At 65.1% G+C, this 25,854-nt stretch carries 14 protein-coding genes; 9 read left to right on the top strand and 5 right to left on the bottom strand.

The genetic code is table 11. From position 1 onward, the window contains the following. Positions 1 to 114 precede the first annotated feature (114 nt). From HGK27_RS19010 to HGK27_RS18995, 4 genes are read left to right on the top strand one after another with little or no spacing between them, the layout of a single operon-like run. The gene (locus HGK27_RS19010) at positions 115 to 921 is read left to right on the top strand and encodes a sugar transferase (RefSeq protein ID WP_241127624.1); all 807 of its coding nucleotides are present in this window, start codon (positions 115 to 117) and stop codon (positions 919 to 921) included. Beyond that, positions 921 to 2,402: an outer membrane beta-barrel protein gene (locus tag HGK27_RS19005; RefSeq protein WP_241127622.1), complete on the top strand. Its 1,482-nt coding sequence runs from the start codon at positions 921 to 923 to the stop codon at positions 2,400 to 2,402. Before HGK27_RS19010 ends, HGK27_RS19005 begins: the two co-directional genes overlap by 1 nt. 52 nt (positions 2,403 to 2,454) lie before the next feature. Next, positions 2,455 to 4,581: a GumC family protein gene (locus HGK27_RS19000; RefSeq protein ID WP_206244424.1), complete on the top strand. Its 2,127-nt coding sequence runs from the start codon at positions 2,455 to 2,457 to the stop codon at positions 4,579 to 4,581. Continuing rightward, positions 4,578 to 5,729: a glycosyltransferase gene (locus HGK27_RS18995; protein WP_206244423.1), complete on the top strand. Its 1,152-nt coding sequence runs from the start codon at positions 4,578 to 4,580 to the stop codon at positions 5,727 to 5,729. Before HGK27_RS19000 ends, HGK27_RS18995 begins: the two co-directional genes overlap by 4 nt. A 279-nt stretch (positions 5,730 to 6,008) precedes the next feature. Here the strand turns inward: HGK27_RS18995 and HGK27_RS18990 are convergent, their stop codons facing one another. The 3 genes from HGK27_RS18990 to HGK27_RS18980 form a co-directional block, all read right to left on the bottom strand. Continuing rightward, the gene (locus tag HGK27_RS18990) at positions 6,009 to 7,115 is read right to left on the bottom strand and encodes a glycosyltransferase family 4 protein (RefSeq protein ID WP_206244422.1); all 1,107 of its coding nucleotides are present in this window, start codon (positions 7,113 to 7,115) and stop codon (positions 6,009 to 6,011) included. Between the two features lie 31 nt (positions 7,116 to 7,146). Further along, positions 7,147 to 8,013: a glycosyltransferase family 2 protein gene (locus HGK27_RS18985; RefSeq protein ID WP_206244421.1), complete on the bottom strand. Its 867-nt coding sequence runs from the start codon at positions 8,011 to 8,013 to the stop codon at positions 7,147 to 7,149. 137 nt (positions 8,014 to 8,150) lie between these two features. After that, a complete protein-coding gene (locus HGK27_RS18980) occupies positions 8,151 to 8,384 on the bottom strand; it encodes a hypothetical protein (RefSeq protein ID WP_206244420.1) in 234 nt (77 codons plus the stop codon). Positions 8,385 to 8,933: 549 nt separating this feature from the next. Here HGK27_RS18980 and HGK27_RS18975 point away from each other — a divergent pair. Continuing rightward, complete coding sequence (locus tag HGK27_RS18975; protein WP_206244419.1) at positions 8,934 to 10,088, top strand: glycosyltransferase family 4 protein; 1,155 nt, start codon at positions 8,934 to 8,936, stop codon at positions 10,086 to 10,088. Between the two features lie 11 nt (positions 10,089 to 10,099). After that, positions 10,100 to 10,903, top strand: coding sequence for a glycoside hydrolase family 16 protein (locus HGK27_RS18970; RefSeq protein WP_407674717.1), 804 nt, complete (start codon positions 10,100 to 10,102; stop codon positions 10,901 to 10,903). Here the strand turns inward: HGK27_RS18970 and HGK27_RS18965 are convergent. Both HGK27_RS18965 and HGK27_RS18960 read right to left on the bottom strand, forming a co-directional pair. Continuing rightward, positions 10,900 to 12,459 carry an oligosaccharide flippase family protein gene (locus HGK27_RS18965; RefSeq protein ID WP_206244417.1) on the bottom strand — a complete coding sequence of 520 codons (1,560 nt, stop codon included), beginning with the start codon at positions 12,457 to 12,459 and terminating at the stop codon, positions 10,900 to 10,902. The genes HGK27_RS18970 and HGK27_RS18965 overlap by 4 nt on opposite strands. Further along, positions 12,419 to 13,207, bottom strand: a complete 789-nt coding sequence (locus tag HGK27_RS18960) for a 4'-phosphopantetheinyl transferase family protein (protein ID WP_206244416.1) — start codon at positions 13,205 to 13,207, stop codon at positions 12,419 to 12,421. Before HGK27_RS18960 ends, HGK27_RS18965 begins: the two co-directional genes overlap by 41 nt. Positions 13,208 to 13,634: 427 nt before the next feature. Between HGK27_RS18960 and HGK27_RS18955 the strand changes: the two genes are divergently transcribed. Genes HGK27_RS18955 through HGK27_RS18945 form a run of 3 tightly spaced genes read left to right on the top strand, consistent with a single transcriptional unit; the run spans position 13,635 to position 25,853 of the window. After that, entirely contained in the window at positions 13,635 to 15,536 is a 1,902-nt protein-coding gene (locus HGK27_RS18955; RefSeq protein ID WP_206244415.1) for a non-ribosomal peptide synthetase, read from the top strand. 31 nt (positions 15,537 to 15,567) lie between these two features. Then, a complete protein-coding gene (locus HGK27_RS18950) occupies positions 15,568 to 23,544 on the top strand; it encodes a non-ribosomal peptide synthetase/type I polyketide synthase (protein WP_206244414.1) in 7,977 nt (2,658 codons plus the stop codon). Then, positions 23,544 to 25,853 carry a condensation domain-containing protein gene (locus tag HGK27_RS18945; protein ID WP_206244413.1) on the top strand — a complete coding sequence of 770 codons (2,310 nt, stop codon included), beginning with the start codon at positions 23,544 to 23,546 and terminating at the stop codon, positions 25,851 to 25,853. The genes HGK27_RS18950 and HGK27_RS18945 overlap by 1 nt, the downstream gene beginning before the upstream one ends. Position 25,854 lies beyond the last annotated feature (1 nt).

The following is a 25,854-nucleotide window of genomic DNA, read 5'->3' as shown; positions in this document are numbered from 1 at the left end:
CGTGATGGTGCCACTCGGGCGCTGTCAAACCTGTCTTTCTCCATTCGATTGGTGATGTGACATCCCATGCTGACCTCACGAACAGATGTGCAAGACGGCGGCCAGGCGGTGATCGTGGCGTCTCCGATTCTGTTGCTCTGGTCGCCGCCCTCGCCGGTCGAGAAGCTGATCATCCTCGATGAGGAGCGGCCCGCGGTGGACTGGAACCGGGATCGCTATCCGGTGATCGCCAAAGCCGCCACCGAGCCATGGAGCCGGGTGGTGCAGGGCAGGTATCAACCGGATGCGGGCCGCGCTGTGTCGGGGCAGGCCTCGGAATGGCTGGCGCGATCGCGCGATGTTGCCGGTGCGCTGTGTCTGCTGGTGCTGTGTATGCCGCTGATCCTGATGCTGGCGCTGATCATCTGGCTGACGGATCGTGGACCGCCCTTCTTCGCGCACAGCCGCATCGGCCGCGATGGCAAGGCGTTCCAATGCTACAAATTGCGCTCGATGCATCGCAATGCGGAGAGTCGGTTGAACGAGTTGCTGAAAAGCAACCCCGCCTTCCGCAGCGAATGGGCGCATAACCGCAAGCTGTCCAAAGACCCTCGCGTGACCTGGTTCGGGGACTTTCTGCGCAAGAGCAGCCTCGATGAGCTGCCCCAGCTGTACAACGTTCTCAATGGCACGATGACGCTGGTCGGCCCACGCCCGATCGTGCAGGAGGAGCTGGCGCGCTATGGCGCTCATGCCAGCTGCTATCTGCAATGCAAGCCCGGGCTGACCGGGGTGTGGCAGGTGAGCGGGCGCAGCGATACCTCCTATCGCCGCAGGGTTGCCGCCGACCGGCTCTATCTGCGCCGTCGCTCCTTCGTGTTCGACGGGAAGCTGCTGTTGGCCACCTTGCCCGCTGTGCTTACACGCAAGGGGGCATGCTGATGGCGGCGCGCAGGACCTTAGGAAAGAGCGGCACCTCGCGGCAGGCGGTCATCCGACTGCCTGATCAAAGCGTAAAGAACGCCCCGGCCATACGGAGCGCCTCGTCCAGCCCGTCCCCGTCGGGGCATCTTGCCGAGGCCTGGCAACTGGCCCGCCTGCTGGTGGTCATGCTGACAGCGGGGGAGGAGCGGCGGGAGATCGCCGCAAACCGCGTCATCTATGTGATGTCCGGCAAGGCCAAGCGCCGGGCGCCGACGCTGGTCACGCGCGCCACGCTGCTGCTGGCCATGCTGGCCCTGCCGCGCGTCGCCAGCGCGCAGACGGCGCGCGTACTCACGCCCACCGAGATGTTCGATCCTGAGAACAGCCCGGGCGTACCGCTGGGCGATGCGCTGGTGCTGCGCAATGAAACCACGCTTCAGGCGCAGGGCAATTCCAACATCTACAATGTCGACACCGGCAGCAGGGCCGACACCATCGGCATTCTGCAGTCCGACCTGCATCTGGCCACCACCTCCGCTCGCCATTGGGCGGAGCTGTCGGCGGGGGGCATGCTGCAGCGCTATGCCAAGATCGGTGCCGAGGACACCTCGACCTATCATGGCTCAGCGCGCACCAGGCTGGATCTGGGCCACCGGATCACCGTGAACGCCGATGGAGAGCTGGCGCGTGACTATGAGATGCGTGGCACCGCCGGCGATCAGTTCACCACCGATCATCCGGTTCTTTACAACAGAAAGCAGCTCCATGTGAGGCTGGCGCGCAGCGGCGGCATTCTGGAAGTGGCCTTTGATGGATCGCTGCGCACGCAGGACTATCTCAAGGCCGCGATCCAGGGCGTGCCCGTCGACCTGTCCTATCGCAACGCCACAGTCCGCCAGGGCATGCTGGAAACGCAATACCGCCTGTCTCCCGCGCTGCGGCTCTATACGGAGCTGAGCGTCAATCAGGTCACCTATGCGCAGAACCTTGGCTATCCCCGCAATTCCAGCGGCTATGCGGCGTTGGCGGGGGTGCATGTCGCGGTGAGTTCGGTCATCGATGCCGAGGCGGCGGTCGGCTATATGCGGCAGACATTCCAGTTGGCGTCCTCCCCGCCGGTCAGCGGCATCAGCTATAAATTGGCCGGCAACTGGACGCCGACGCCGATGTGGCGCCTGACGGCCACCGGGCGGCGCGACGTCGATGCCAGCCCCTTGACGAACTCGCCGGCCATCGTGCGCAGCACCTTTGATCTGAAGGGCCAGCGCGCTCTGGGCGACCGGGTGCTGGTCGATGCCCATGCCGCCTACACGCAGGAAGATTATCGCGGCCTGCCGCGCTCTGACCGCCGTGTCGAGGCGGGGGCTGGCGGGCATTACCGGCTGACGCGCAATGTCGGCCTGCTGGCACAGGCAGGCTGGCGCCAGCAATGGGGGGGCGCTTCCGGGCGCTCCTACAGCGGCTTTTCCGGCTCCGTGGGTGTGAGGGTTGTGTTGTGACGCAAAAGTACCAGCCCCTTAACACCATGGAACCGAGCGATGGAGGGAAACCATGAGCGGCTCGCGTGAACTTGTGGCCAAACACGCGGAAACACCCGCGATTGCGAATTTGGGCGATCAGGCGATCGCCGTTTCAGACCGGCTCGATCTGATCGGCACGGTCAGCTTCCTGCGCCGACGGCTGGGGATCATCGTGGGATGCGCTGTCCTCGGCCTGCTGGTCGGCGCGGCCTTCAGCTTCTTTTCGCACAAGACCTGGCGTGCCGAGGCGACGGTGATGGTGCTGGACAACGCCAAACAGGCGCCCGGCAGCAGCCCTGATGAGACGACCGCAGCCGTGCCCGAAACGCAGCTGGTCGACACGCAGACGGCAATCATCGAATCGCAGGACATGGCCGCGAAGGTGACGCAGGCGCTGCCCGCCGGCATCGTCATGCCGTCGCAAGCCGTTTACGACATTCTGATGCATCATGTTTCGGCCAAGCGGAACAGCCAGACCTATGCGCTGACCATCAGCTATGATGCGCCCTCAGCGCGTGAAGCGCAGATGGTGGTGAATGAATATGCCCGCCAATATGCGCAGTGGCAGGTCACCGCCGAGCAGGACCGCAACCTGCGCCTGCGCAAGCAGGTGGAAGGGCGCCTGGAAAAGCTGCGGGCTCAGGCGCAGTCGGACACCGAGGCGCTGCAGCAATATCGCATCGCGCATAATCTGCTCAGCACCTCGGGCGCCTCGCTGGCCGAGCAGGAGATTTCTGCCTACAATCTGGAGGTCAGCAAGGCGCGCGCTTCGGCGGTCGAGGATCGGGCGCGGCTCGACACGGCGATCGAGCAGCTGCGCAAGGGGTCTTCGGGCGATGACGTTGGTGAGGCGCTCGATTCGCCGGTGATCGCCAATCTGCGCACGCAGGAAGGGCAGCTGGCGGGGCAGGTTGCCAATCTGCAATCGCGCTATGGCCCCAATCACCCCGCGCTGATCCAGAGCCAGAACCAGCTGCAGGAGGTGCGCAGCCGCATTCAGGCGGAAATTGGCCGCGTGATGTCCAATCTGCAGGCCAAGCGCAATGTGTCGCAGGAGCGGCTGTCCTCGCTTGACGCTAGCCTTGAGGGCGCGCGGGTGAAGCTGGCGGACAACAATGCCGCGATGGTGGGGCTCAGCGGGCTTGAACGCGCGGCCAACGCCTCGCAGGGCATCTATGACACCTATCTGAGCAGCTATAAGCAACTGCTGGCAGCAGAAGGCAGTGAGCGCCCCATGGCGCGCATCCTCTCGCTGGCTTCAGAACCGAAAAAGCCGCTTTCGCCCAACATTCCGCTGGTGATCGCGCTGGCGGCGGTGATCGGTTTGGGCGTCGGTGTGGTGGGGGCCTATATCACCGATGCGCTGTTCCTCGGCGTGACGACGGCGCATGATGTCGAGCACAATCTGGCCGAAAACTATCTGGCCTCGATCCCCCTGCTTTCTTCGGTGCATGCTGAAAGGCCGCCCGCGCTCTCGGCGGTTCAGGACAGCCCCCGTTCGGCCTTCACCGAGGCCTTCCGGGTGCTGGGCACCGCGATAGACCAGTCCACCACGGGCCGGGCACAGGTGATCGCGCTGACCTCGGCGCTGCCGGGCGAGGGCAAGACGATGACCTCCTGCTGTCTGGCCCATGTGCTGGCCGAAGGCGGGGCGCGCACCCTGCTGATCGACTGTGACATGCGCCGCCGCGGGATCAGCCGCCAGTTCAATGTCGGCCCGGATCACCCGGGGCTGATCGAGATTCTGGATGGCTCCGTGCCGCTCAACATCGACCATCTGGTCCAGGACCGCATGCTTTGCGTGATCCCGCTGGGTGCCAATTCGGCGGATTCCGAAAGATTGCTGACCGGGCCGCTCTTCCCGCAATTGCTGGAGGCGATGCGCGGCAAATTCGACCGGATCATCCTCGATCTGCCGCCGATCCTGCCGATCGCGGCGACACGCACGCTGGCCACGCGGGCCGATGCGGTGGTGCTGGTGGCCAAATGGCGTGACACCTCGTCCTTTGCCATTCGCACGGCGCGCGGGCGCCTGCCCAAGAACCTCGTCAATGTTGTGGGTGTGGCGCTCAATCAGGTCGATCTGACCAAGCGCGCCTATTTCACCCGCGAGGACCCCGCCTTTTACTACAACAAGTATAGCGAGTATTACACATGAACCTGCTCGCCCCCGGCTTTGCTGCCGCCGCTCGAAGTCCAGCGATCCTCTCCCACGGACGGTCAAGGCCAAAGGTGGCGCTGGTCCACTACTGGCTGGTGGCGATGCGCGGCGGGGAGCGGGTGCTTGAACGCCTGCTCAATCTCTATCCCGACGCCGATATCCTCACCCATGTCTACGATCCCTCGGCGATGTCCGCGCGGATCAGGGCGGCCAATGTCCGCACCAGCTTTATCAACCAGCTGCCCTATGCGCGGAAGTTTTATCAATATTATCTGCCGCTGATGCCGATGGCGCTGGAAGAGCTGGACCTGTCGGATTACGATCTGGTAATCAGCAGCGAGGCAGGGCCGGCCAAAGGTGTGATCACCGCGCCCAATGCGCAGCATTTCTGCTATTGTCACTCGCCCATGCGCTACATCTGGGACCATTATCACCAATATCGCAAAGAGGCGAACCTGCTGGCCAGGATGGCGATGCCCACCATGTATCACCGGCTGCGCGAATGGGATGTGAGTTCCAGCGCAAGGGTCGATCATTTCGCGGCCAATTCCAGCTTTATCCAGCAGCGCATCCGCAAGTTCTGGCGCCGCGAGGCCGAGGTGATCCACCCCCCGGTCGAGACCAGCCTGTTCAGCCCTTCCGGCGAGATCGACGATTTTTACCTCTGGGTCGGCCAGATGGTGCCCTACAAGCGCCCCGATCTGGCCGTGGATGCCTTCAACGAGAATGGCCTGCCATTGGTGATGGTTGGTAGCGGGGGAATGGCCAAGGCGCTGAAGGCGCGGGCCAAACCGAACATCCGCTTTGTCAGCCATCTCGATTTCACACAGCTGCGCCAGACCTATGCGCGTGCGCGTGCGCTGGTGATGACGGCGGAAGAGGATTTCGGCCTGACCCCGGTGGAAGCCATGGCCTCGGGCAGGCCTGTGGTGGGACTGGGGCGCGGTGGCCTGCTCGACAGTGTCGTGCCGGAGCGTACCGGGGTGCTGTTTGCGCGCCAGGAGGTCGAGGATCTGATCGAAGCAGTCGGCCGCATGGAGGATTTCCTGCGCGATTTCGATCCGCGCCATGCTGTCGAGCAGGCGGAGCGGTTTTCGGTTGCCCATTTCGACCGGAAAATCCGACGGTTTACGCAGATCAATTAGGCGATGATTGATCAGGAAGGGGGTAAGAAGGAAAATGCGAGGGTCATAACCCTCGCGCTCCCTTTAATGTCTGCGTAGCGCTATGGGTTCGGCCTTGGGCTAAGTTTGCAGCGCCGCAGGCGATCACATGGGTTTGCGCAACATATCGTCCCTGCCTGCGGAGCCATGAGTTCGTGCCAAACAGGTCGGTTATGCGCGAGGTAGACAGTCATGGGAGCGCGAGGGGGTAACCCCCTCGCATTCTATTTTTATATGTCTTCCTTGCTGGGGCAGGCCGCCTTAGCCGCGCGCGACAACCGCTTGCGGATCATGGCGCTCCACGGGCTGCTTCGCGCTTTCCACCATTTGAAGCAAGCGTCCGGCGGCACTGTCCCAGCGGAACCGCGCCGCATGGGCCAGTCCGGCCCGGCGCATCGCCTCCAGCTTCCGCTCAGAGGTGGAGAAAGCGCCGATGCGGGCCGTCCAGCTGGGCCTGTCCATGGGAGGGCAATAGGCCGCCGCCTCGCCGCAGGTTTCGCGCAGGGCGCCGCCGTCCGAGGTCAGCACCGGGCAGCCGCAGGCCATGGCCTCAAGTGCGGGCAGGCCGAAACCCTCGGTCAGAGAGGGCAGAAGGAACAGTCTGGCGTGGCTATAGAGCGCTTTAAGCTCGCCATCGCTGACCCGTCCCGTCGAGATCACGTCTTCGCCTGCCTCGCCACCGCCGACCAGCACCAAAGGCAGGCGCGGCGCAGGCAGAGCGGCATGGGCCGCCAGCAGCATGGGAATGTTCTTGTGAAAGGCTTTGGCGCCGATCGCCAGAAGATAACTGCCCGGTTGCAATCCGAGACGGCTCAGGATCGTGTCGTCCGGTATGATCGCATCGAGATGATCGATGCCATTGGGCAGAACGTGAAAATCGCGGAGGCCGCCAACCCGATGGTGCCTCAGGCGCTGCGCAGAATGGTCCGAAACCGTGGCAATATGCTGCGCCCGGCGTGCCAGCAGGGGCTGCAGCAGGCGATAGGCACAGCGGAATGCGGGGCTGTAGCTGCCCGGAGCATCGTAAATCTGGGCATCATGCATCAGCACCAGCTGTCGGCGCCGTAGCACTGGCCCCATGTTGCAGAGGCTGAGCAACATGGCGTCGGGCTGGAGCATGGGCAGCGCGATCTGCTCCCAGCCATAGCCGCGGTGGCGAGAGCGCAGGATCGGGCAGTCCGCATCGAGGTTGAGGGAGGCGCGGATCGCCCCATCGCCCGGCGCGTCGGCGGGAACGGCGATCGACAGCTCGATGGGCGCACCCGCGTTGCGGCGCTTTTGCAGCGCACGGACCAGTTCGATCGCCACGCGGTCGACGCCGGTCGTGGGCCTGCTCAGGAAGCGGCCATTGATCAGGAAGGCGGTCATCGCTGCAGCGCGCGCCTTATGCGGAGCCCGATCACAGTGCGAGAACCCGGCGCGGATCGATCCTGCCGCTGGTCAGATCGCGCATCGCCAGCCAGTTGCCTTTCAGCCGGCCGCGCCGGTCCACCGGGGAGTTGGTGGTGAGGCTGCCCAGCATGTTGGCCGCGACATTGCAGGTCAGAATGCGCCAGCCATGCAGGAAGCGGATGGTCCCTTTGCGCCGCAGATAGATGACATTGGCGATCTGCGAATAGCCAAGCCGTAGCCCGGATGTCCGCCCGCCGCGCACGCCCAGATGGATGCCGGTCAGCGCTGCCGTGCGGTAGAGCCTGCCATGCCGGGCCAGCCTGCTGCTGAAATCCACGTCCTCCTGCCAGCCATAGAGCGGCAGGGCTTCATCGAAGCGCAACTGGGGGGTCGCGCTCAGGCGGATCACCATGTTGCAGCCATAGAGCCAGGCCGTGCGCGCTTCGCCCATAGAGGGGCGCTCATGCAGCACATCGAGCTGGTGCACCGCCTCCTCGAAGATCAGCGATCCGGTCTGCGCGCCGTCCCGAACGAGCTGGCCAGTCAGGCCGACGATGCTTTCGTCGGCAGACATCAGCGTTTCGACCTGTTCCAGAAAGTCATGGGCTGGCACGAAGTCGTCATCGAAGAAGACCACGACATCGCCCTGATCGCCAAGGGCGGCAAGCCCGGCATTGCGCTGGTTGCACAAGCCTTTGGCGGTGATGATGACCTGGAGACGGGGGAACGTCCCCTCCACACCCGCAACATCGGCGGGGCAGGTTCCCACGACGATAACACCATCAGGAGCCCGGGTCTGGTCCTTCAAACGGCTGACAACCTTGCCAAGAACCTCGGCCCTGCCGGTTGTCGCAAAGATTACGTGAATGCGCATGATGGGGTGCTCGCTCCATCGGCGATCGCTATATCGCGGTCTTTGTGGAGCTTACCGGCAAGGACTTCCCTCAGGAAGAAACCTTAAGGATATAGCCGAAAGGGTGAGCGTGTGGGAGAATCGCTCAGCCGGTGCCTTCAGTTGATCTTCGTGTCCATTTCGATTTCATCGGCAAGGTTGCGAAACAGGCCGGGCAATTCACCCCGCAGGCCGAACATCTCATAGACGTTCAGCGTGGCGCCCAGCATGGCCCAGGCGATTTCGGAGGCGGGGGAGCCATTGCGGATCAGCCGCGTATAGCTGTCCGTGAAGACCTGCGCGACTTCGGCAAATTCCGAAAAATCAATCGGGCGCTGATCGGTTGGCGGCAAGTTTCTTTCCTTCCTCTTTGGGCCGACCCATTCTTGGTCAAGGACTTTGTCCCGGGACCTTGGATGATGCTGTCGTGCAGCTGTGATTCTGGTAAGCTACTGGAGATCGATGTAATTCTTGTTTCTTCGCACGTCTTCCAGTCAATCATTCCTCTCAATTCCAGTGCGTGAGCATGGCGACGGGTGCAGCATTTCCATGCGCCTTCCCGAGCGTTTGCTCATGCAGATCCGGGCATCCTTCGCCGCAGAGATGGCGAAACTTTGCCCGTTTTATCTCGCGTGCCAACCGCGATTTTACAGTGTGCCGGATGAGTTGCCGGTTCCATGGGATGAGGTGTTCAATCGTGGGTGAGCGGGCACCAGTGTAATGCGATGGCGCGTTTGAGGAAAGCCGAGTTAGCACTAATCTCGAATGATTAGCCTGCTTGTCGTGCAGCAAAGATCAGGGGGTAAAGCCTAAGGAGTAGTCCCGGGCAGATGGCAGACGGACATCATCCCTTTGCGCACATGCCCCGCTGCTTTTACAGGGATATAGCTGCCTGCAACCAGATGGCGCCCGCGCGAGGCATCGCGCGCCCGCTTATATTCGGAGACCAGCGCATCGTGCGGATCGTCCATCTCCTCAAACATTCACGGAAAGCCAACGGCCATGTCGAGGTGGCGGTCGATCTGGCCTGCGAACAGGCGCGGCTGGGGCATGAGGTGCTTTTCGTGGCGGGAGCGGGTCACTTCGCACCGGTTCTGGCCCGGCATGGAGTGACCTTTATCGAAGTGCCTGAGGGCGGCGTGATGCAGGTCATGTCCATGCTGCGCGATCTGGCGATTGTGCTGCGGCGCACACGGCCCGATATCGTGCATGCACATATGGTGTCCAGCGCAATGCTGGCATGGCTGCTCAAGCCGCTGGGCGGTTACCGCCTGATCACCACGCTGCACAACTCCTTCGACCGCCAGAGCCGACTGATGGGGTTTGGCGATCTGGTCATCGCGGTCAGCGATGCCGTGCGGCGCGAGATGATCGAGAAAGGCATCCCCGGCCCCAAGCTGCGCGTGGTGCACAATGGCACGGTGAATGGCGCGCGCCGGGCACCGACCCCTTTCGAGGCCGCCACGCTCGAGCGCCCGGCCATCGTCACCGTCGCCGGGTTGCATCCGCGCAAGGGCATCGACACGCTGATCGACGCCTTTGCCGCCCTGCGCGGGCGGGGCACGCAAGCGCATCTCTACATCGTGGGCGCGGGCCCTGCGCGTGAGGCGCTTGAGGAACAGGCGGCGGCGAGCGGGCATGCGGGGGACATCCATTTCATGGGCTATATGACCGATCCCCTGAGCGTGCTGGCCGGGGCCGATGTCTTTGTGCTGGCTTCGCTGGCCGAGCCTTGTGCTCTGGCGCTGATCGAGGCCCGGCAGATGGGGTGCGCCTGCATCGCCAGCGATGTCGGCGGCAATCCGGAGATCCTGGATTTCGGCAAGAGCGGGCGCCTTTTCACGGCGGGCAACAGCGCGCAACTGGCCGAGGCCTTGCAGGCGGTGATCGGTGACAGCGCGGAGCTGGCCCGGTTGCGGCAGGCCGCGCAGGACGGCAGGGCGCATTGGACGGTTGAGCGGATGGCGCGCGAAACCGTGGATGTCTATCGCGAGGCACGCGGTCTGGAGCGGCGGGCGGAAAGGGTGCAGGTGCCGGAAGGAGCTCTGCCGCAATGACACGGTTGGGGTTGAAGCGGGCCGTCGCCTTGCTGGCGATGGCGCCTTTCCTGCTGTCCGGAAGCAAGGCGATGACCGCCCCGGCGGCTCCCATCGATCTCTCGCATTACACGCTGACCTTTGCGGAAGATTTCAACGATCTGAGCGTCAGCGCATGGGGCGATGGTCATAGCCGCTGGATCGCGCATACGCCCTGGGCGGGCGATTTCGGCGATGCGGCCTTTGCCGATCCCGAGCCGGGCTTTCCCTTCACGGTCAAGGATGGCGTGCTGCGGATCGAGGCGCGCAAGAATGCCAAGGGCACATGGTTTTCGGGCCTGTTGTCTGCGGTCGATCCAAAGGATCGCGGCTTTTGCCAGCAATACGGCTATTTCGAGGCGCGGATGAAGCTGCCGCCCGGGCCGGGGGTCTGGCCGTCCTTCTGGCTGATCGGACGGGACAAGTCGAAGGGCTCAGCCGAAATCGACGTGATGGAATATTACGGCCGCGATGACAGTCATATCGTCTCGACCTGGCATGTCTGGAAATCCCAGTTCGGCCAGCCCAATGAGGGCGAGCGATCCGTGATCAGCGTGCCGCCCGGCAGCCTTTCGGCGCAGTTCCACACCTATGGCGTGGAGGTGACACCCAGCGAGGTGCATTTCTACCTCGATCGCCGGGAAAGCTGGCATGCGCCTGCGCCGCCCAGTTACAGCAGCTGCTTCTATCCGCTGGTCGATCTGGCGCTTGGTTCGGGCTGGCCGATCAAGGATACGCCTGAACCGTCCTATCTCTGGGTCGATTATATCCATGTCTATCAGCGCAAACCTGACTAGATCGAGGCGGGTGTCCGGCTTCGCGTAAGGCGCTGCGTCACGAAGGTGATGGCCTGCCCCTCAATGCCCTCGGGATTGCCGTTCAGCGCCCAGGCGATGAGATGCACGCCACCATAGGTGGCCGCGCCCAGCGGCACCAGCGCCAGCATGGTCAGCAGCGCGGGCAGCACACCCGGCGCATGAGGAAACAGCGGAAGCGCCAGCCACAGCACCAGCGCCATGGCCGCACCGCTCACCAGACTGCGCCAGATCCGCGCGATCACCCATGGCAGTGACAGCCCCAGCAGCCGCCTGACCGAGAGCTGGCAGATGACCGCCAGCAGCACCTCCGCCGCGATCAGCGCATAGACCGCGCCTTGCAGCCCCATCATGGCGATGCCCAGGATCGTGGCGGGAAATCTGAACAGCAGATCGAGGAAATTGCGCTGGAACACCAGATCGGGCCGCCCCATGGCGTAGAACAGATTGCTCGTCACGCTGGAGAAGAAAGCAAGGATCATGGCCAGCGACACCAGTGCGAAGATCGGTGCTGCCGCCCCCCAGCGCGGCCCCAGCAGCACCGCCACGATTTCCGGTGCCAGCAGCGCCTGCCCAAGCCCGACAGGCAGTGCGATTGCCATCGTGGCGGAAAGCACCTTGCCATAGGCGCGGATCATGCGTTCGGGCTCGCCGTTGGTGGCTGACAGCCCGGCCAGCACCGGGCGCATCAGCGTGTCCATCACGATCTTGAAGGCGGTTCCGGCAAAGTCGCGCGCGGTGGTAAACAGGCCCAGCGCCTCATCCGTGACCATCTTGCCCAGCACGAAACGGTCGGTCTGCCAGTTGAGCGCGCTGCACAGCTGCCCGGCCAGTCCCCAGCCCATATAGCGGTAGAACAGCGGGCGATGCTGCAGCGTGAAGCCCGGCCAATAGGGGCAGAGCGCATAGGAAAACAGCGAGGTGAACAGCGGTGCGGCGATGGCGCCCGCCGCAATCGCCCAATAGCTGTGGGTGATCACCCCGATGCTGACCGACAGCACCAGCGCCGCGATCTTGCCGACAAGATCGGCGGTGGCTTCGGGGCCAAACCTGAGCGTCTTGAAAAAGTGGAACATCCTCGGGCTGCGCGCGCTGCGCAGCAAAGGCACGACCGAGAGCGCGCAGATCAGCGCGACAAGGTGATCGTCGCGATAAAACCGCGCCAGCGGCACCGAGGCCAGCACCATCAGCACCATGATCGCCAGCCCCCGCAGCAGGGCAATGGTGAAGGCCGTATCGAGATGCGCGCGGGTGATGGGATTGATCTGCAGCAGGGCGATGCCGGTCTGAAGGTCCAGCACGGTCTCGATGATCTGGATGGTCGACAGCGCGATGGCGACCCGCCCGAAATCGGCAGGCATCAGCAGGCGCGTCAACACCATCAGGATCACGACATCCATCGATTTGATGGCGAGCCGGTTGAACAACAGGAACAGGCTGCCTTTGGCCACCTTGTCATGCAGGCCGGGGGTGTTGGTCTGGTTGGTCATGACATGCTCAGGCCGCCCGCGCCCGGTGTTCAGCCCCGGCCACGTCATGGCCGAGACGCCAGCGGTCCGAGGGGCCCCAGCCGGGCGGCGTTCTGGTCAGACGCGGCGGGCCGGACTGGGTGAAGGCAAAGCTGCCAAACCCCTCGCCGATCCCTTCGCCATGCGCCTTCACCAGCGCTTCGCCCAGCGTCCAGTTGCGGTAGAACAGCGCCATCCTGTCCTGCGGGTTTGTTGTAGCCGTGAAGGCGGCCAGCGCTTCGGGCGCCATAAAACGCGCGACCAGCTGCGCCATATCCTCCAGCAGACGGACTCGTTCGACATCCACCCCTACCGGGCTCCCCGAAAGGGCGACGGCGACCAATCCCCGGCTATGGCTGATGCTGAAGTGCAGCGCGGCGGCACGGTGCGCGCCGTAGCGCGAGGGGCATAGCACCGGTTTGCCGCCGGGCAATGTGTGGAAGGCGATGCTGGGCGGCGCCTCATCCAGCAGGCGCCCCAGCAGCAGGCGCAGGCCGGCATGGGCCGCCATATAGCTCCATCTGTCCTGCTCGAAGCGGAAGCGGGCCGCGCGGTCCTGTTCTGCCCCGGAGAGACAGGCGGGCAGCTCCGCCAAAGGGGTAGCCTCCGCCCCGAGCCACAGCCAGAGCTCTTCCTTCAACGGCCATTGCGTGCCGGGGGTTTCAGGATGGTGCAACCGTCTCAAGCGGACCGCCGTGCCGCTGTCCATCCCCGCGCCGTCAAGCGCCCAGGATGCGGCATGAACCGGCACGTCCTGTGAGAAGATAGGTGAGTGCATCCTTGTACGCATCGCCCTGTCCATGCGGCCTGTCTCGCCTGAAATCATGCCATTGATACTGCACCCGATCAGCCCGGAAGCAGGCCGTTGATAGCTCCTAGAATTCGTGCCTTGCGCCTTTGCTGCAAGGGAGCATCAGGCGTAGCGCCTGCTCCGATAGGGGTATGACGACAAATCCTTATTCCTCCCCCTAATAGTACCTGCCGTCGCGCCATCGAAGACATAGACTGTTGCTGGCGGGGATCACTCGCACATCGCGCATTGTGTCGCGGCGAAGGCGCAAAAGCATCCCAAGATGCACGCCCAGCCGCCCGATACGAGGGATCCTTATCACGGGTCGTGCGCGCCTTTGGCATCGGGTTTCGGGAGGACTCCGGGTCGCGCTTGGAAGACGTCGGCAAAGCAACAGGATGACAAGGGCCATGAGATGTTGAGCGACACCGTCTCTGATCTGCTTCACAGCAAGCCCGCAACCGGGCCGGATGCCTGCGGGCAGCCTGTGGCTGACCATCGCCATCTGGCCGATCTGTTCGAGGACGCCGCCCGCCGCCATGCCGGGCGCATCGCCGCCGTCGAGCCCGGCTTTGCCCCCATGACCTATCGCGAGCTGGAGCATCGCTCAGGGGCCCTGGCCCGGCGATTGGCCGGGGCGGGGATCGGGCGGGGGGCTTTCGTCGCGCTTTGTGCGGGTCGATCCATTCAGGCGCTGGTGGCCATTCTGGCCATCGTGCGAACGGGGGCGGCCTATGTCCCGCTGGACCCGGCCTATCCCGATGCGCAACTGGCCCATATGCTGGCCGATGCTGCTCCGGCCATCCTGCTTGCCGATGCCGCCATGCAGCCGAGACTGGCCGGGATGGGGCATGGCGCAACCCTCTGGCTGCTCGATGAAGCTGGCCATGAAGCGAACGGGCCTGCGCCGGACCGGACGCTTTGCCAGCCCGGGGACGCGGCCTATGTGATGTACACCTCCGGCTCCACCGGCAAGCCCAAGGGCGTGGTTGTGCCGCATCGCGGTGTCGCGCGGCTGGTGGTGGGGCAGGACTATTGCGATCTGGGGGCGCAGGAGGTGATCCTCCATCTCGCCCCGCTGGCCTTCGATGCCAGCACTTTCGAAATCTGGGGCGCTCTGCTCCATGGCGGCTGTCTGGCGATTGTCCCACAGGGACAGGCTTCGCTCGACAGCATTGCCGATGTCCTCAAAGGCCAGCAGGTCACCACCGCATGGCTGACAGCGGGCCTGTTCCATCTGATGGTCGACCGCCGGATCGAGGCTCTGGCCGGGCTCACCCAGCTGCTCGCGGGCGGCGATGTGCTTTCGCCCGACCATGTGGCGCGCTTTCTCGCTGCCGTGCCGAACTGCCGCCTGATCAACGGCTATGGCCCGACCGAGAACACCACCTTCACCTGCTGCGCCACCATCGATCGTGCCACATGGTCCGGGGGGCGCGTTCCCATCGGGCGGGCGATTGCGGGCACGCAGGTCTTTATCGTCGATGAAGCGTTACGGCCTGTCGTGCCGGGCGAACAGGGGCAGCTGGCGGCAGCGGGCGACGGGCTGGCACTGGGCTATCTGGGGCAGGCGGCCCTGACGGCCGAACGCTTTGTCGAGGCGCCAGCGCCCATCTCGCAGCGCCTCTATCTGACGGGGGATCTGGTTCGCGCTTTGCCGGATGGCAGCCTTGATTTCCTTGGTCGGATTGACCGTCAGGTGAAGATCGACGGCAAACGCGTGGAACCGGGGGAGATCGAGGCGGCGCTGCGTCTTGGCGAAGAGGTGGCTGATGCTTGCGTGGTGATCGATGGCAAGCGCATCCTGGCCTTTATCGCCGTGGGTTGCGGGCAGGGGGATGCGGTGGTTGAAGCCGCAGCCGCGCGGCTTCGCCAGCAACTGCCAGCCCATATGTGCCCCGCGCGGATCGTGCCTGTGGCGGCGTTCCCGCTGACACCCAATGGCAAGGTCGATCGCGCGGCACTGCTGCGGCTTATTGCGGAAAACGCGGAGCCCGTCATTGGAACTGACGATCTGCAAGGGCGCATTCTGGCGATCTGGCAACAGGTTCTGGGCACGGCTCAGATCGGTTTGGATCAGGCCTTTTTTGATCTGGGCGGGACCTCGCTGCAATGGATGCGGGTCCACGCCGAATTGGAACATCTGCTACGCGTGAAGATCGCCATCACCGATCTTTTCGCCCGGCCCACGATCCGCGCGATGACCGCGCATCTGGGTGGAGCCCCGCAAGCAGCACCGCAAAGTTTGTCGGATGCCGCGCGCGAGCGGGCACGACGCCAGCGCGGGGCAGCCCTGCGCCGGGCAAGAGCATCCTAGGAGAACAAAACAGGGGATAGGTATGGAGCATATGAGCGAGGATCTGTCGGAGGGGAGCGGGGGGAACGCCAGCGACATGATCGCCATCGTCGGGATGAGCGGACGCTTTCCGGGCGCGCGCTCGATTGCCCAATTCTGGGAGAACCAGCGGCGCGGCACGATCTCGATCTCGCATTTTGCGGAAGGCGAGCTGGAGGATGCCTTCGATACCGCCACGCGCGATGATCCCGCTTTCGTCCGAGCCCGCGCTGTGCTGGACGATGTCGGCCTGTTCGATGCGCCGTTTTTCGGCATGCACCCGCGCGAGGCGGCGCTGACCGATCCGCAGCACCGCATTTTCCTCGAAATCGCGCAGGAGGCGCTGGATCAGGCGGGCATCGATCCCAGGCGCTATCCCGGCCTGATCGGCATCTTCGCCGGGGCCAGCATGCCCACCTATCTGATGCGCCATGTGCTGGGTGACCGCGCGGCGGTTGACCGCTTTGCCAGCACCTATCAGCTGGGCGACATGCCCACGCTGGTGGGATCGCTGCCCGAGGTGCTGGCAAGCCGCGTGGCCTATAAGCTCGATCTGCGTGGCCCCGCGATGACGGTGCAAAGCGCCTGCTCGACCTCGCTGCTGGCGGTGGCACAGGCCTGCCAGAGCTTGCTGACCTATCAGTGCGATGCGGCGCTTGCCGGCGGCGTTTCGATCACCTTTCCCCAGAAGCGCGGCTATCTGTGGCAAGATGGCGGCATGGGATCGCGCGATGGCACCTGCCGCCCCTTCGATGCGGCGGCCTGCGGCACGGTCTTTGGCTCTGGCGCGGGGGTGGTTGTGCTCAAGCGGCTGGAGGATGCTCTGGCCGACCGTGACGAGATCCATGCCGTGATCCGGGGCACCGGCGTCAACAATGATGGCGCCAGCAAGATCGGCTTTACCGCCCCCAGCGCGGAAGGGCAGGCCAAGGCGATCGCCGCCGCGCTGGCGCAGGCCGATGTCGCGCCCGAGACCATCGGCTATGTCGAATTGCACGGCACCGCCACCCCGCTGGGCGACCCCATCGAATTCGACGGGTTGATGCGCGCCTTTGGCGAGACAGACGTGCCGGGCGGCTGCGCGCTGGGTTCGGCCAAGGCCAACACCGGCCATCTTGACGCTGCTGCCGGTGTGACGGGGCTGATCCGTGCGGCGCTGGCGCTGCGCCATGCGCAGATCCCGCCACTGGCCGGTTTCACCGCGCCCAATCCGCATATCGCGCTGGAGGGCAGCCCCTTCCGCATCGAGCGTGAACTGACCCCCTGGGCACCGGGGCAGAGCCCACGCCGTGCGGGCGTCAGCTCCTTCGGCGTGGGGGGCACCAATGTCCATGTCGTGCTGGAAGAAGCACCATCCGCGCCTCACCGCGAGACGAAAAGCGGGATGCAGGTCCTGCCCTTGTCTGCCGCGACCCCCGAGGCTTTGGAGGCCATGGCGGGCGAATTGGCTGAGCATCTGTGCGCTCATCCCGATCTGCCGCTGGCCGATGTGGCCTTTACGCTGGATCAGGGGCGCAGCCTGCGCGCGGCGCGTGGGGCCGTCGTTGCCGCATCCGCGCAGGAGGCCGCCGAGCGCTTGTCCGCCTTCGCCACCAAGGGCCTGAAGGGGCAGGCCAAGGACGCCGCCCCCATCATCTTCATGTTCCCGGGGCAGGGCTCGCAATATCCGCAGATGGCGCAAGGCCTCTACCGGAGTGAAGCCGTCTTCCGCCTCTGGATCGACCGGGGCGCGGAGACGCTGAAACCCTCGCTGGGGCTCGATATCCGCGATCTGCTCTATGCCACGGCCAGCGGCGAAGAGGATACGCCGCACCCCATCCGCTCGACGGTCTATGCCCAGCCCGCGCTGTTCCTTGTGCAATATGCGCTGGCGCAACTCTTTATGGCCAGGGGCGTCCGGCCCGATGCGATGATCGGCCATAGCGTAGGCGAGCTGGTGGCGGCCTGCCTCGCTGGCGTGATGCGCTTCGAGGATGGTCTGGCCCTGATCGCGCGGCGCGCGGCGCTGATGCAGAATGCGCCTGAGGGTGCCATGCTGGCCGTCCGCACAACGGAGGCACGGCTGCTGCCCCTGCTGGGCGGTGATCTGGACCTTGCTGCTGCCAATGCCCCCGAACTCTGCGTTGCGGCAGGGCCTTTCGAGGCCATCGCGGCGCTGGAGGCAAGGTTGCAGGAGGCGGGCATCGATTGCCGCCGCCTGCATACCTCGCATGCCTTCCATTCGCGCATGATGGACCCGGTGGTGGAGGGCCTCCAGACCTTTGCCGAGGGGATGAGCTTTGCCGATCCGACTATCCCCTATGTCTCCAGCGTTTCAGGCGCATGGGTCTCCAAGGCCTCCGACGCGGCCTATTGGGCGCGTCATTGCCGCCAGCCGGTGCGCTTCGCCGATGCGCTGCAAAGGGTGGCGGGCGATACGCCGCCCATCCTGCTCGAAGTGGGGCCGGGCCGGGCCCTGACCACCTTCGCCACGCAGGGTCTGGCGCGCGATGGCTACCGTGCCGCCATCACCTCGCTGCCCGATGCCGTTGCGGCGGACCGAGATGTGCTGAGTTTTCATGAAGCGCTGGCGCGGCTCTGGGCGCTGGGCGCGCCGGTCGATCTGTCCGGCCTGTATGGCGATCAGGCGCGCCGCGTGGCGCTGCCCTCCTATCCCTTCCGGCGGCAATTGCACTGGATCGAGGCGCCCGACGCCGTTGCTGCGCCCACCGCCCGGACCGGCATGCCCCTTCTGCGACCGATTGAAAGTGAGCAAGAGATGACCAGCATTGCCCCTGCCGCCAACACCGGCCGCCTTGCCCGCCTGACCACCGCCCTGACCGCCCTGTTCGAAGACCTCTCCGGCGAGGCGCTGGGCGAAGCGGATCATGACACGCCCTTTCTGGAACTGGGTTTCGACTCGCTGTTCCTCGGTCAGGTGGCGGCCAGGGTGCAGAGGGAGTTCGGCGTCAGCCTGGTGTTCCGCCAGCTGCTGTCCGATATCACCACGCTCTCCGCGCTGGCTCTCTATCTGGACGAGAACTGCCCGCCCGATCCGCAAGAAGCCGCGCCCGTGGCCCCGGCCATGGTTGGCTCGCCTGATGTTGCGGCACCAGCGGCCATCACGATGCCGGTTATGGCGATGCCGTCAGCGGTCAGCGATGGCGCGCATGGCATGGCAGCGACCTTTCAGGCGCAACTGTCGGCGATGCAGAGTGTGATCGCCCAGCAACTGGCGCTGATGCAGGGGCATGGCGCACCTGTGATTGCCACCGCGACCTTGACCCCGCCCGCGGCCGCTCCATCCCCGCCCCCCCGGACGGCGGCTTCCTTGCCGGAACCGGCCCAGACACAAACGGTCAGCGATGCGCCCAGCCGCTTCCGCCCCTTCAACAGCAAGGCCCCCACCGCGCCGGTGACCGACAGCCAGCTGGCGCTGATCGCGCAGATGACCGCGCGTACTCACGCCCGAATGCCGGGATCGATGGCACAGGCCGCCAAACATCGCCCCTATTTCGCCGATCCGCGCTCGGTTTCCGGCTTCAGGGTGGTGTGGAAGGATATGGTCTTCCCCGTGGTGGCCGAGCGGTCCAAGGGCTCGAAGATCTGGGATGTCGATGGCAATGTCTATGTCGATCTGGTGAACGGCTATGGGCAAACGGCTTTTGGCCATGCGCCTGATTTCGTTCAGGCCGCCGTCGCGCGTCAGCTGGAGGAAGGTTTCGCCATCGGCCCCCAGACCCCGCTGGCGGGCATGGTGGCGGCGCAATTCGCCCGCATGGTCGCCATGGAACGCGTGACCTTCTGCAACACCGGCTCCGAGGCGGTGATGGCGGCGATGCGCCTTGCTCGCTGCGTTACCGGGCGCGAGACGGTGGTGGTCTTCAACAACGATTATCACGGCCAGTTCGACGAGGTGCTGGTGAAGGCGGGCGGCAAGCCCGAGCAGGCGCGGGCCTTCCCCATCGCACCGGGCATTCCGCAAGGCTCGCTGAGCAATATGGTGGTGCTGCCCTATGGCACGCCCGAGGCGCTGGACTGGATTCGCGCCCATGCCGATGATGTGGCGGCGGTGATCGTCGAGCCGGTGCAGAGCCGCCATCCCGAACTGCTGCCCTTCGATTTCCTGCGCGATCTGCGCGCGGTCACCGCAGACAGCGGCGCGGCGCTGGTCTTCGACGAGGTGGTGACCGGCTTCCGCACCCATCCCGGCGGCATGCAGGCGGTGCTGGGCATCAGCGCTGATATGGCCACCTATGGCAAGGTGGTGGGCGGCGGCATGCCGGTGGGCATTCTGGCCGGTTCGTCGCGGTTTATGGATGCGCTCGACGGCGGCGGCTGGAACTTTGGCGATGACAGCGCACCCGAAGTGGCGCCCACCTTCTTTGCGGGCACCTTCGTGCGCCATCCGCTGGTGATGGCGGCCTGCCGCGCAGTGCTCGATCATCTGGAGGCCGAGGGGCCGCAGTTGCAGGAACGGTTGACCGCCCGCACCGCCGCTCTGGTCGCACGGATGAACGCGCTGTTTGAAAGCAAGGGCGTGCCCTCGCGCGTCGAGACCTATTCCAGCTGGTTCATGCTCAATCTGTCGGCGGCGGACAGGCTGGGGGCGTTGTTCCATTACAACATGCGCCTGCTGGGCGTGCATGTGCTGGACGGCTATCCCTGCTTCCTCACCACCGCACACAGCGATGCGGACATCGAGCAGATTTTCGAGGCCACACGCCAGACCATCGACCTGCTTCAGGCTGCAGGCATTCTGGTGTCGGAGGGCTACACGCCTCTTCCGCCGCCGCTGGGCGAACCGCGCGAGGTGCCGCTGACCGAGCCGCAGCTGGAAATCCTGCTCTCGGCGCAGATGGGGGAGCAGGCCTCTTGCGCCTACAATGAATCGATCACGCTGGCCTTCGATGGGGCAGTCGATCCGGAGACGCTGAAGGGCGCCATCGATGATTTCATCGCGCGGCATGATGCCCTGCGCGCCACGGTGCCGACGGGGCAGACCCTGCTGGCCATCGCGCCGGGCCTGCACATCACCCTGCCCGTGATCGAGGGCGCTGACGAAGAGATGATCGCCGCATGCAAGGCTGAAGAAGCCGCAACGCCCTTCGATCTGGCCGAAGGGCCGCTGATCCGGGCTTGCCTGTTTCTGAAGGTCGATGGCGGCTCTGCGCTGATCGTTACAGCACATCATATCGTCTTTGACGGCTGGACGGCCAATCTCTTCGCGCAAGAGGTGGCCGCCTTCTATCGTGCCCGCGTGACGGGCGCTGCTGCGGTGCTCGATCCGGTGCAGCCTTTCGCGGATTACGCCCTGGCCAAGGCGCGGGACAGCGGGGCCAATGCCGAGAATGAGCGCTGGTGGAAGGAGGCCTATGCCACGCTTCCCCCGCCGCTCGACCTGCGCGGCGACCGGCCTCGCCCGGCGATCAAGAGCTTCAACGGCGCCACCATGACGGCCGCGATCGATGCCGCATTGATGCGCGATGCACGCAAGGCCGGGGCGAAACTGGGCTGCACGCTTTTCGCAACGCTGCTCGGGGCATTGCAGGTTACGCTGGGCCGGTTGGCGGAGCGTGAGGATGTGGTGATCGGTTGCCCGGTGGCCGGTCAGACGCTGGTCGAGGGCAAGGTGCTGGCGGGGCACTGCGTCAATTTCCTGCCGCTGCGCGCGCCCTTTTCCGTGGCCGCCCCGCTGGGCGAGCATCTGCGCTCGGTCAGCGCGATCCTGATGGAGGCCTTAGATCATCAGGACTATACCTATGGTGCGCTGGTGCGCGCGCTGGGTCTGCCGCGCGATCCCAACCGCACACCGCTCTGTGATGTGCAGTTCAATCTGGAGCGGCTGGGCGAGGACATCGATTTCGCGGGCACCAAGGCCTGCCTGCTGCCAAACCCCAAAGCCGCCAGCAATTTCGACCTGTTCTTCAACATGGTGGAATCGAGCCAGGGTCTGCGGATCGATGTCGATTACGCCACCGATCTCTTCGATGAGGCGACCATCGCGCGCTGGGTGGACAATCTGCGTCAGGTGCTGCGCGCAGTGATCGCCGATCCGGCCACGCCGATTGGCGCAGTGGACCTGCTGGGCGAGGATGAGCGTCGCTTCCTGATGGCGCAGGGCGAGACCATGCCGCGCCTGCCCGATGACACCACCCTGCCGAAGCACTTTTCAGCCGCAGCGGCGCGTCATGGCACGCGTCAGGCCGTGGTCTGTGAGCAGGATGCGCTGACCTATGCCGAGCTGGATTCACGCACCAACCGGCTGGCGCGGGCGCTGGCCGCACGCGGGATCGGCAGGGGAGACCATGTCGCATTGTTGACGGATCGTTCGCTGGATACGATCGCGGCGATCCTGGGCGTGCTGAAGGCGGGTGCAGCCTATGTCCCGCTCGATCCTGCACTTCCGACGGCGCGCCTGCTGCATATGCTGCGCGACGCGAAGGCGGCGCTGGTGCTGATCGGCCCCGGCGGCGAGGCGGCTGCGCCAGCGCTTGGCAGTGAGGTTGCGGCCCTGTCCTTTGCTGCCCTTGCCACTCTGGCAGACAGTCACCCGGCCACCCCGCCCGAGGTGACGGTGATGGCGGATGACCCTGCCTATGTTCTCTACACGTCCGGATCGACCGGCAAGCCCAAGGGGGTGGTTGTTCCGCATCGCGCGGTGGTGCGCTTGGTGAGCGATCAGGATTATATCGCTTTCGGCCCCGATCAGGTGTTTCTCCATCTTGCCCCACTGGTCTTTGATGCCAGCACGCTGGAGATCTGGGGGGCGCTGCTCCATGGCGGCACGCTTGCTGTGGTGCCGGAGGTGAAGCCCTCGCTCGCGCGGATCGGGCAGGCGATTGCCGGGCATGGCGTGACCACGGGCTTGTTCACCGCAGCGCTGTTCCATGCGCTGATCGATGAAGGTGTGCAGGTGCTGGCGCCCTTGCGACAGATCCTGGCGGGAGGTGATGTGCTGTCACCCGCCCATCTGCGCAAGCTGCAGGCTGCCGTGCCTCATGCGCAGCTTGTGAATGTCTACGGGCCCACGGAAAACGCCAATTTCTCGGCCTGCTATCGCCTGCCTCCTGAAGGCTGGGGCGCAGGGTCGGTGCCGATCGGCACCGCAATCGCCCATAGCAGCGTCTACATCATGGATGCCGATCTGCGACTGGCTCCGCGCGGCGCCGTGGGTGAGTTGCTGGTGGGCGGCGAAGGGCTGGCCCTGGGCTATCTGGGCCAGCCGGAGCTGACATTGCAACGCTTCGTACCCCATCCTTTCGTGGCCGGGGAAAGGCTCTACCGAACCGGCGATCTGGCGCGCTGGCGCAGCGATGGCGTGCTCGAATTTCTGGGCCGTGCCGATGGGCAGGTCAAGATCAATGGCCAGCGCGTCGAACAGGGCGAAATCGAAAGTGTGCTGCGTGAGATCGCCGGAATCGCCGATGCGGCGGTGACCGTGGTGGAGAATGATCTTGGCTCGCGCCAGATCCACGCCTTTGTGGTGCCCGAGGCGGGCGCGGCGCGGGCCGGGCTGATCGAGGAGGCGAAAGCGCAGGCGGCACGCCTGCTGCCCAAAGTGATGCATCCCCGGACCATCCGCCAGATCGACCACCTGCCGCAGACCACGAATGGCAAGGTGGATCGTGCCCTGCTGGCGTCACTGGTGAAGAACGCTCCTGCCGACGCTGTCGAACTTGCCTCCCGGCACACCCCGCATCGCGCGGTGGAACTGCTGGAGATCGAGGGGAAGATCGGTGCCATCTGGGCCGATGTGCTGGGGCTCGACTCGGTGGCGACCCATGATGCGCTGTTCGATCTGGGGGCTGAATCCTTGCAGATCTTCCGCATCGTGGCGCGCATGACAGACATCGGCCTGCCGCTGGAAAGCCGCCAGCTGCTGGCCAATCCGACGCTGGGCGAGGTGGCGGCCATGCTGGCCAGCGGCACGGCGGGGCCATCCCGCAAGGCCTCCACCATCGCTCCGCTTTCGGCCTATCGCCGCAACATGGTCAGGGAGATCCGCTGATGAACGCCATCGACCTGTCGCTGAACGGTGCCGCGCCCGAGCCTGAGGTTCTCGCGCGGTTTCCCACCACCGCCAATCAGCGCCACATCTGGCAGCAGATGGACAATCCGATTGCGCGCGACGCTCTCAATGCCAGTTTCCGCCGTCGCCTCGAAGGGAGCATCTCCGACGGCGCCGTGACGAAAGCCTTGCAAGGGCTGGTCGACCGCCACGAAATCCTGCGCACCCGCTTCCGCATGCAGGATGATGGCCGGCTGGAGCAGGAGGTGCTGCGCAAGCTGGCCTTCAAGCCCGATGTGGTCGATCTGCGGCATCTGCCTTCGCCGCAGCGTGACGCGGAGCTGGACCGGCTGGGCGTGACGGAGGCGCGCAAACATTTCGCCGTGGCCGATGGCATCGCGCCGCTGTTTCGGGTCCTGCTCGTCAGGCTGGCGGCGGATCTGGCCTATGTTCATTTCACCTTCCATCAGCTGGTGATCGACGGCTGGTCGGTCGATCTGCTGAGTCAGGAATTCGGCAGGCTGGCGGCCGCGGCGGATGGCGGTGCTCCGGCCGATCTCGCGCCGGTCGAGATGCAGTTCGGCGATTATGCGCTGTGGCAAAATGATGTGCTGGCCAGTGGCGCGCTGGACGCGCAGCGCGATTACTGGCGGGGCCAGCTGGCGGGTCTGCCGCATTTCGGGATCACCCCTGACCGTCCCGGGCCGCGTACCGATTGCGAGGGGCAGATCCGCTCGGTGCTGCTGCCCAAATCGCTGACCACGGCTTTTGAACATCTGGCCCATGCCAACCGCCATACGCTCTTTTCGCTCACCACGGCAGCGGCGGCGGCAGCGCTGCATCTGGTGTCCGGCGCAGGCGAGGTGGTGCTGGGCACGCAGACCGCCGGGCGTGAAGACCCCGATGCCGAGCATATCGTCGGCCAGTTGCTCAACACGGTGGTGCTGCGTCTGCCGGTGATGCCTGCCGATAATTTCCTCACCTTCGCCGAGCGTGTGCGCGGCGTGACGCTTGAGGCAACACAGAACCAGCTGCTACCCTTTGCCGAGGTGGCGCGGCTGGCGGGGGCCGCAGAGGGTAGGCCCCTCTACAAGGTCAATCTGGTGGTGCAGCACACCTATATCTCGACAGGGCGCGACGCCGATCGCCAGTTCGGTGCTTTCCGCGTCGCCTCTGCTCCCGGCCATTCGGCAGGCGCGCTGTGGGATCTCAGCCTGTTCATGGTCGGGCGCGAGGAGGGCTGGCGGATTTCCTGCGAGGGCGCCAGCGCGCTTTACGACAGCGCCACGATTGACGCGCTGCTGGCCGTCTGGCGCAAGGTGATGGAAGGGGCGGTGGCGCATCCGCAAGCGCTCCTTGCCGAGCTGGCGGTGCTTGAGCCCCATGAACGGCGCCCTGCCAGCCCCGCGCCGGAAACAGCGCCGCAGAAGTCAAAGCCTGTGCCCCCGCGCGCGCGGGTCAATCCCCGGCTGGAGGCTTTGCGCCAGCGTATCATCCCTCTGCGGGCGGAGGGGGACGGGGTGCCGATCATGGCGATCAACAATGCCTCGCTGCTCTATCCGGTGGCGCGGGCCATCGAGGGCGGGCATCCCTTCTATGACATCCAGTTCTGCCCCTCGCCGGTGCGGATGGCTCTGCCGCTCCGCCATTTCTCGGACCATGCCCGCGATGCGGTGGAGATGATCCGGCTGGCGCGGCCCCATGGGCCCTATGTGCTGTTCGGCCTGTGCATCTTTGGGGCCATCGCGTTGGAGGCGGCGCGCATCCTGCGCTCGGAAGGCGAGGACGTGCCGCTGGTGGTGCTGGTTGACACGTATCGCCCCGGTTTTCGCGAAAACATGTCCTTTCTGGATCGCCACATCAGGGCATGGCAGGTGCGGGGGCGCAGCTTTAACGCTTTGCGCCAGCGCGTGGCCTCGGGCGAGCTGACGATGGCGCAATGGATCGACAATTACCGGCTGGCGCGGCGCCTGCACATCAGCGCCATGCTGCGGCAGCTGGGCATCACCTCGCTGGGCGAGGTGCATGATCCCCTGCAGGACAACAACCGCTGGTTCCCCGAGGAGGTACTGCGGCCCAGTCAGGCGCGTTTCGATCTGGAACCCTATCCCGGTGACGTGCTGTTCTTCCGCAATATGGAGATGCGGCCGGGGCGGTTGTTCCCTCCCGATTTTGGCTGGACGGGCCATATCGAAGGACGGTTCGACAGGATCGAGGTGCCCGGCAGCCATGATACGATCTTCCGCCCCGAAGGCGCTGCCGTGATGGGCCCGGCGATCCGCCAGAGGCTGGAGGCGCTGGGTTTTTGAG

The sequence above is a fragment of the Novosphingobium terrae genome, from assembly GCF_017163935.1.
Classification (GTDB): Bacteria; Pseudomonadota; Alphaproteobacteria; order Sphingomonadales; family Sphingomonadaceae; genus Novosphingobium; species Novosphingobium terrae.
The sequence above is the reverse complement of the archived record's forward strand: the minus strand, read 5'-3'. Positions and strand labels throughout refer to the sequence as shown.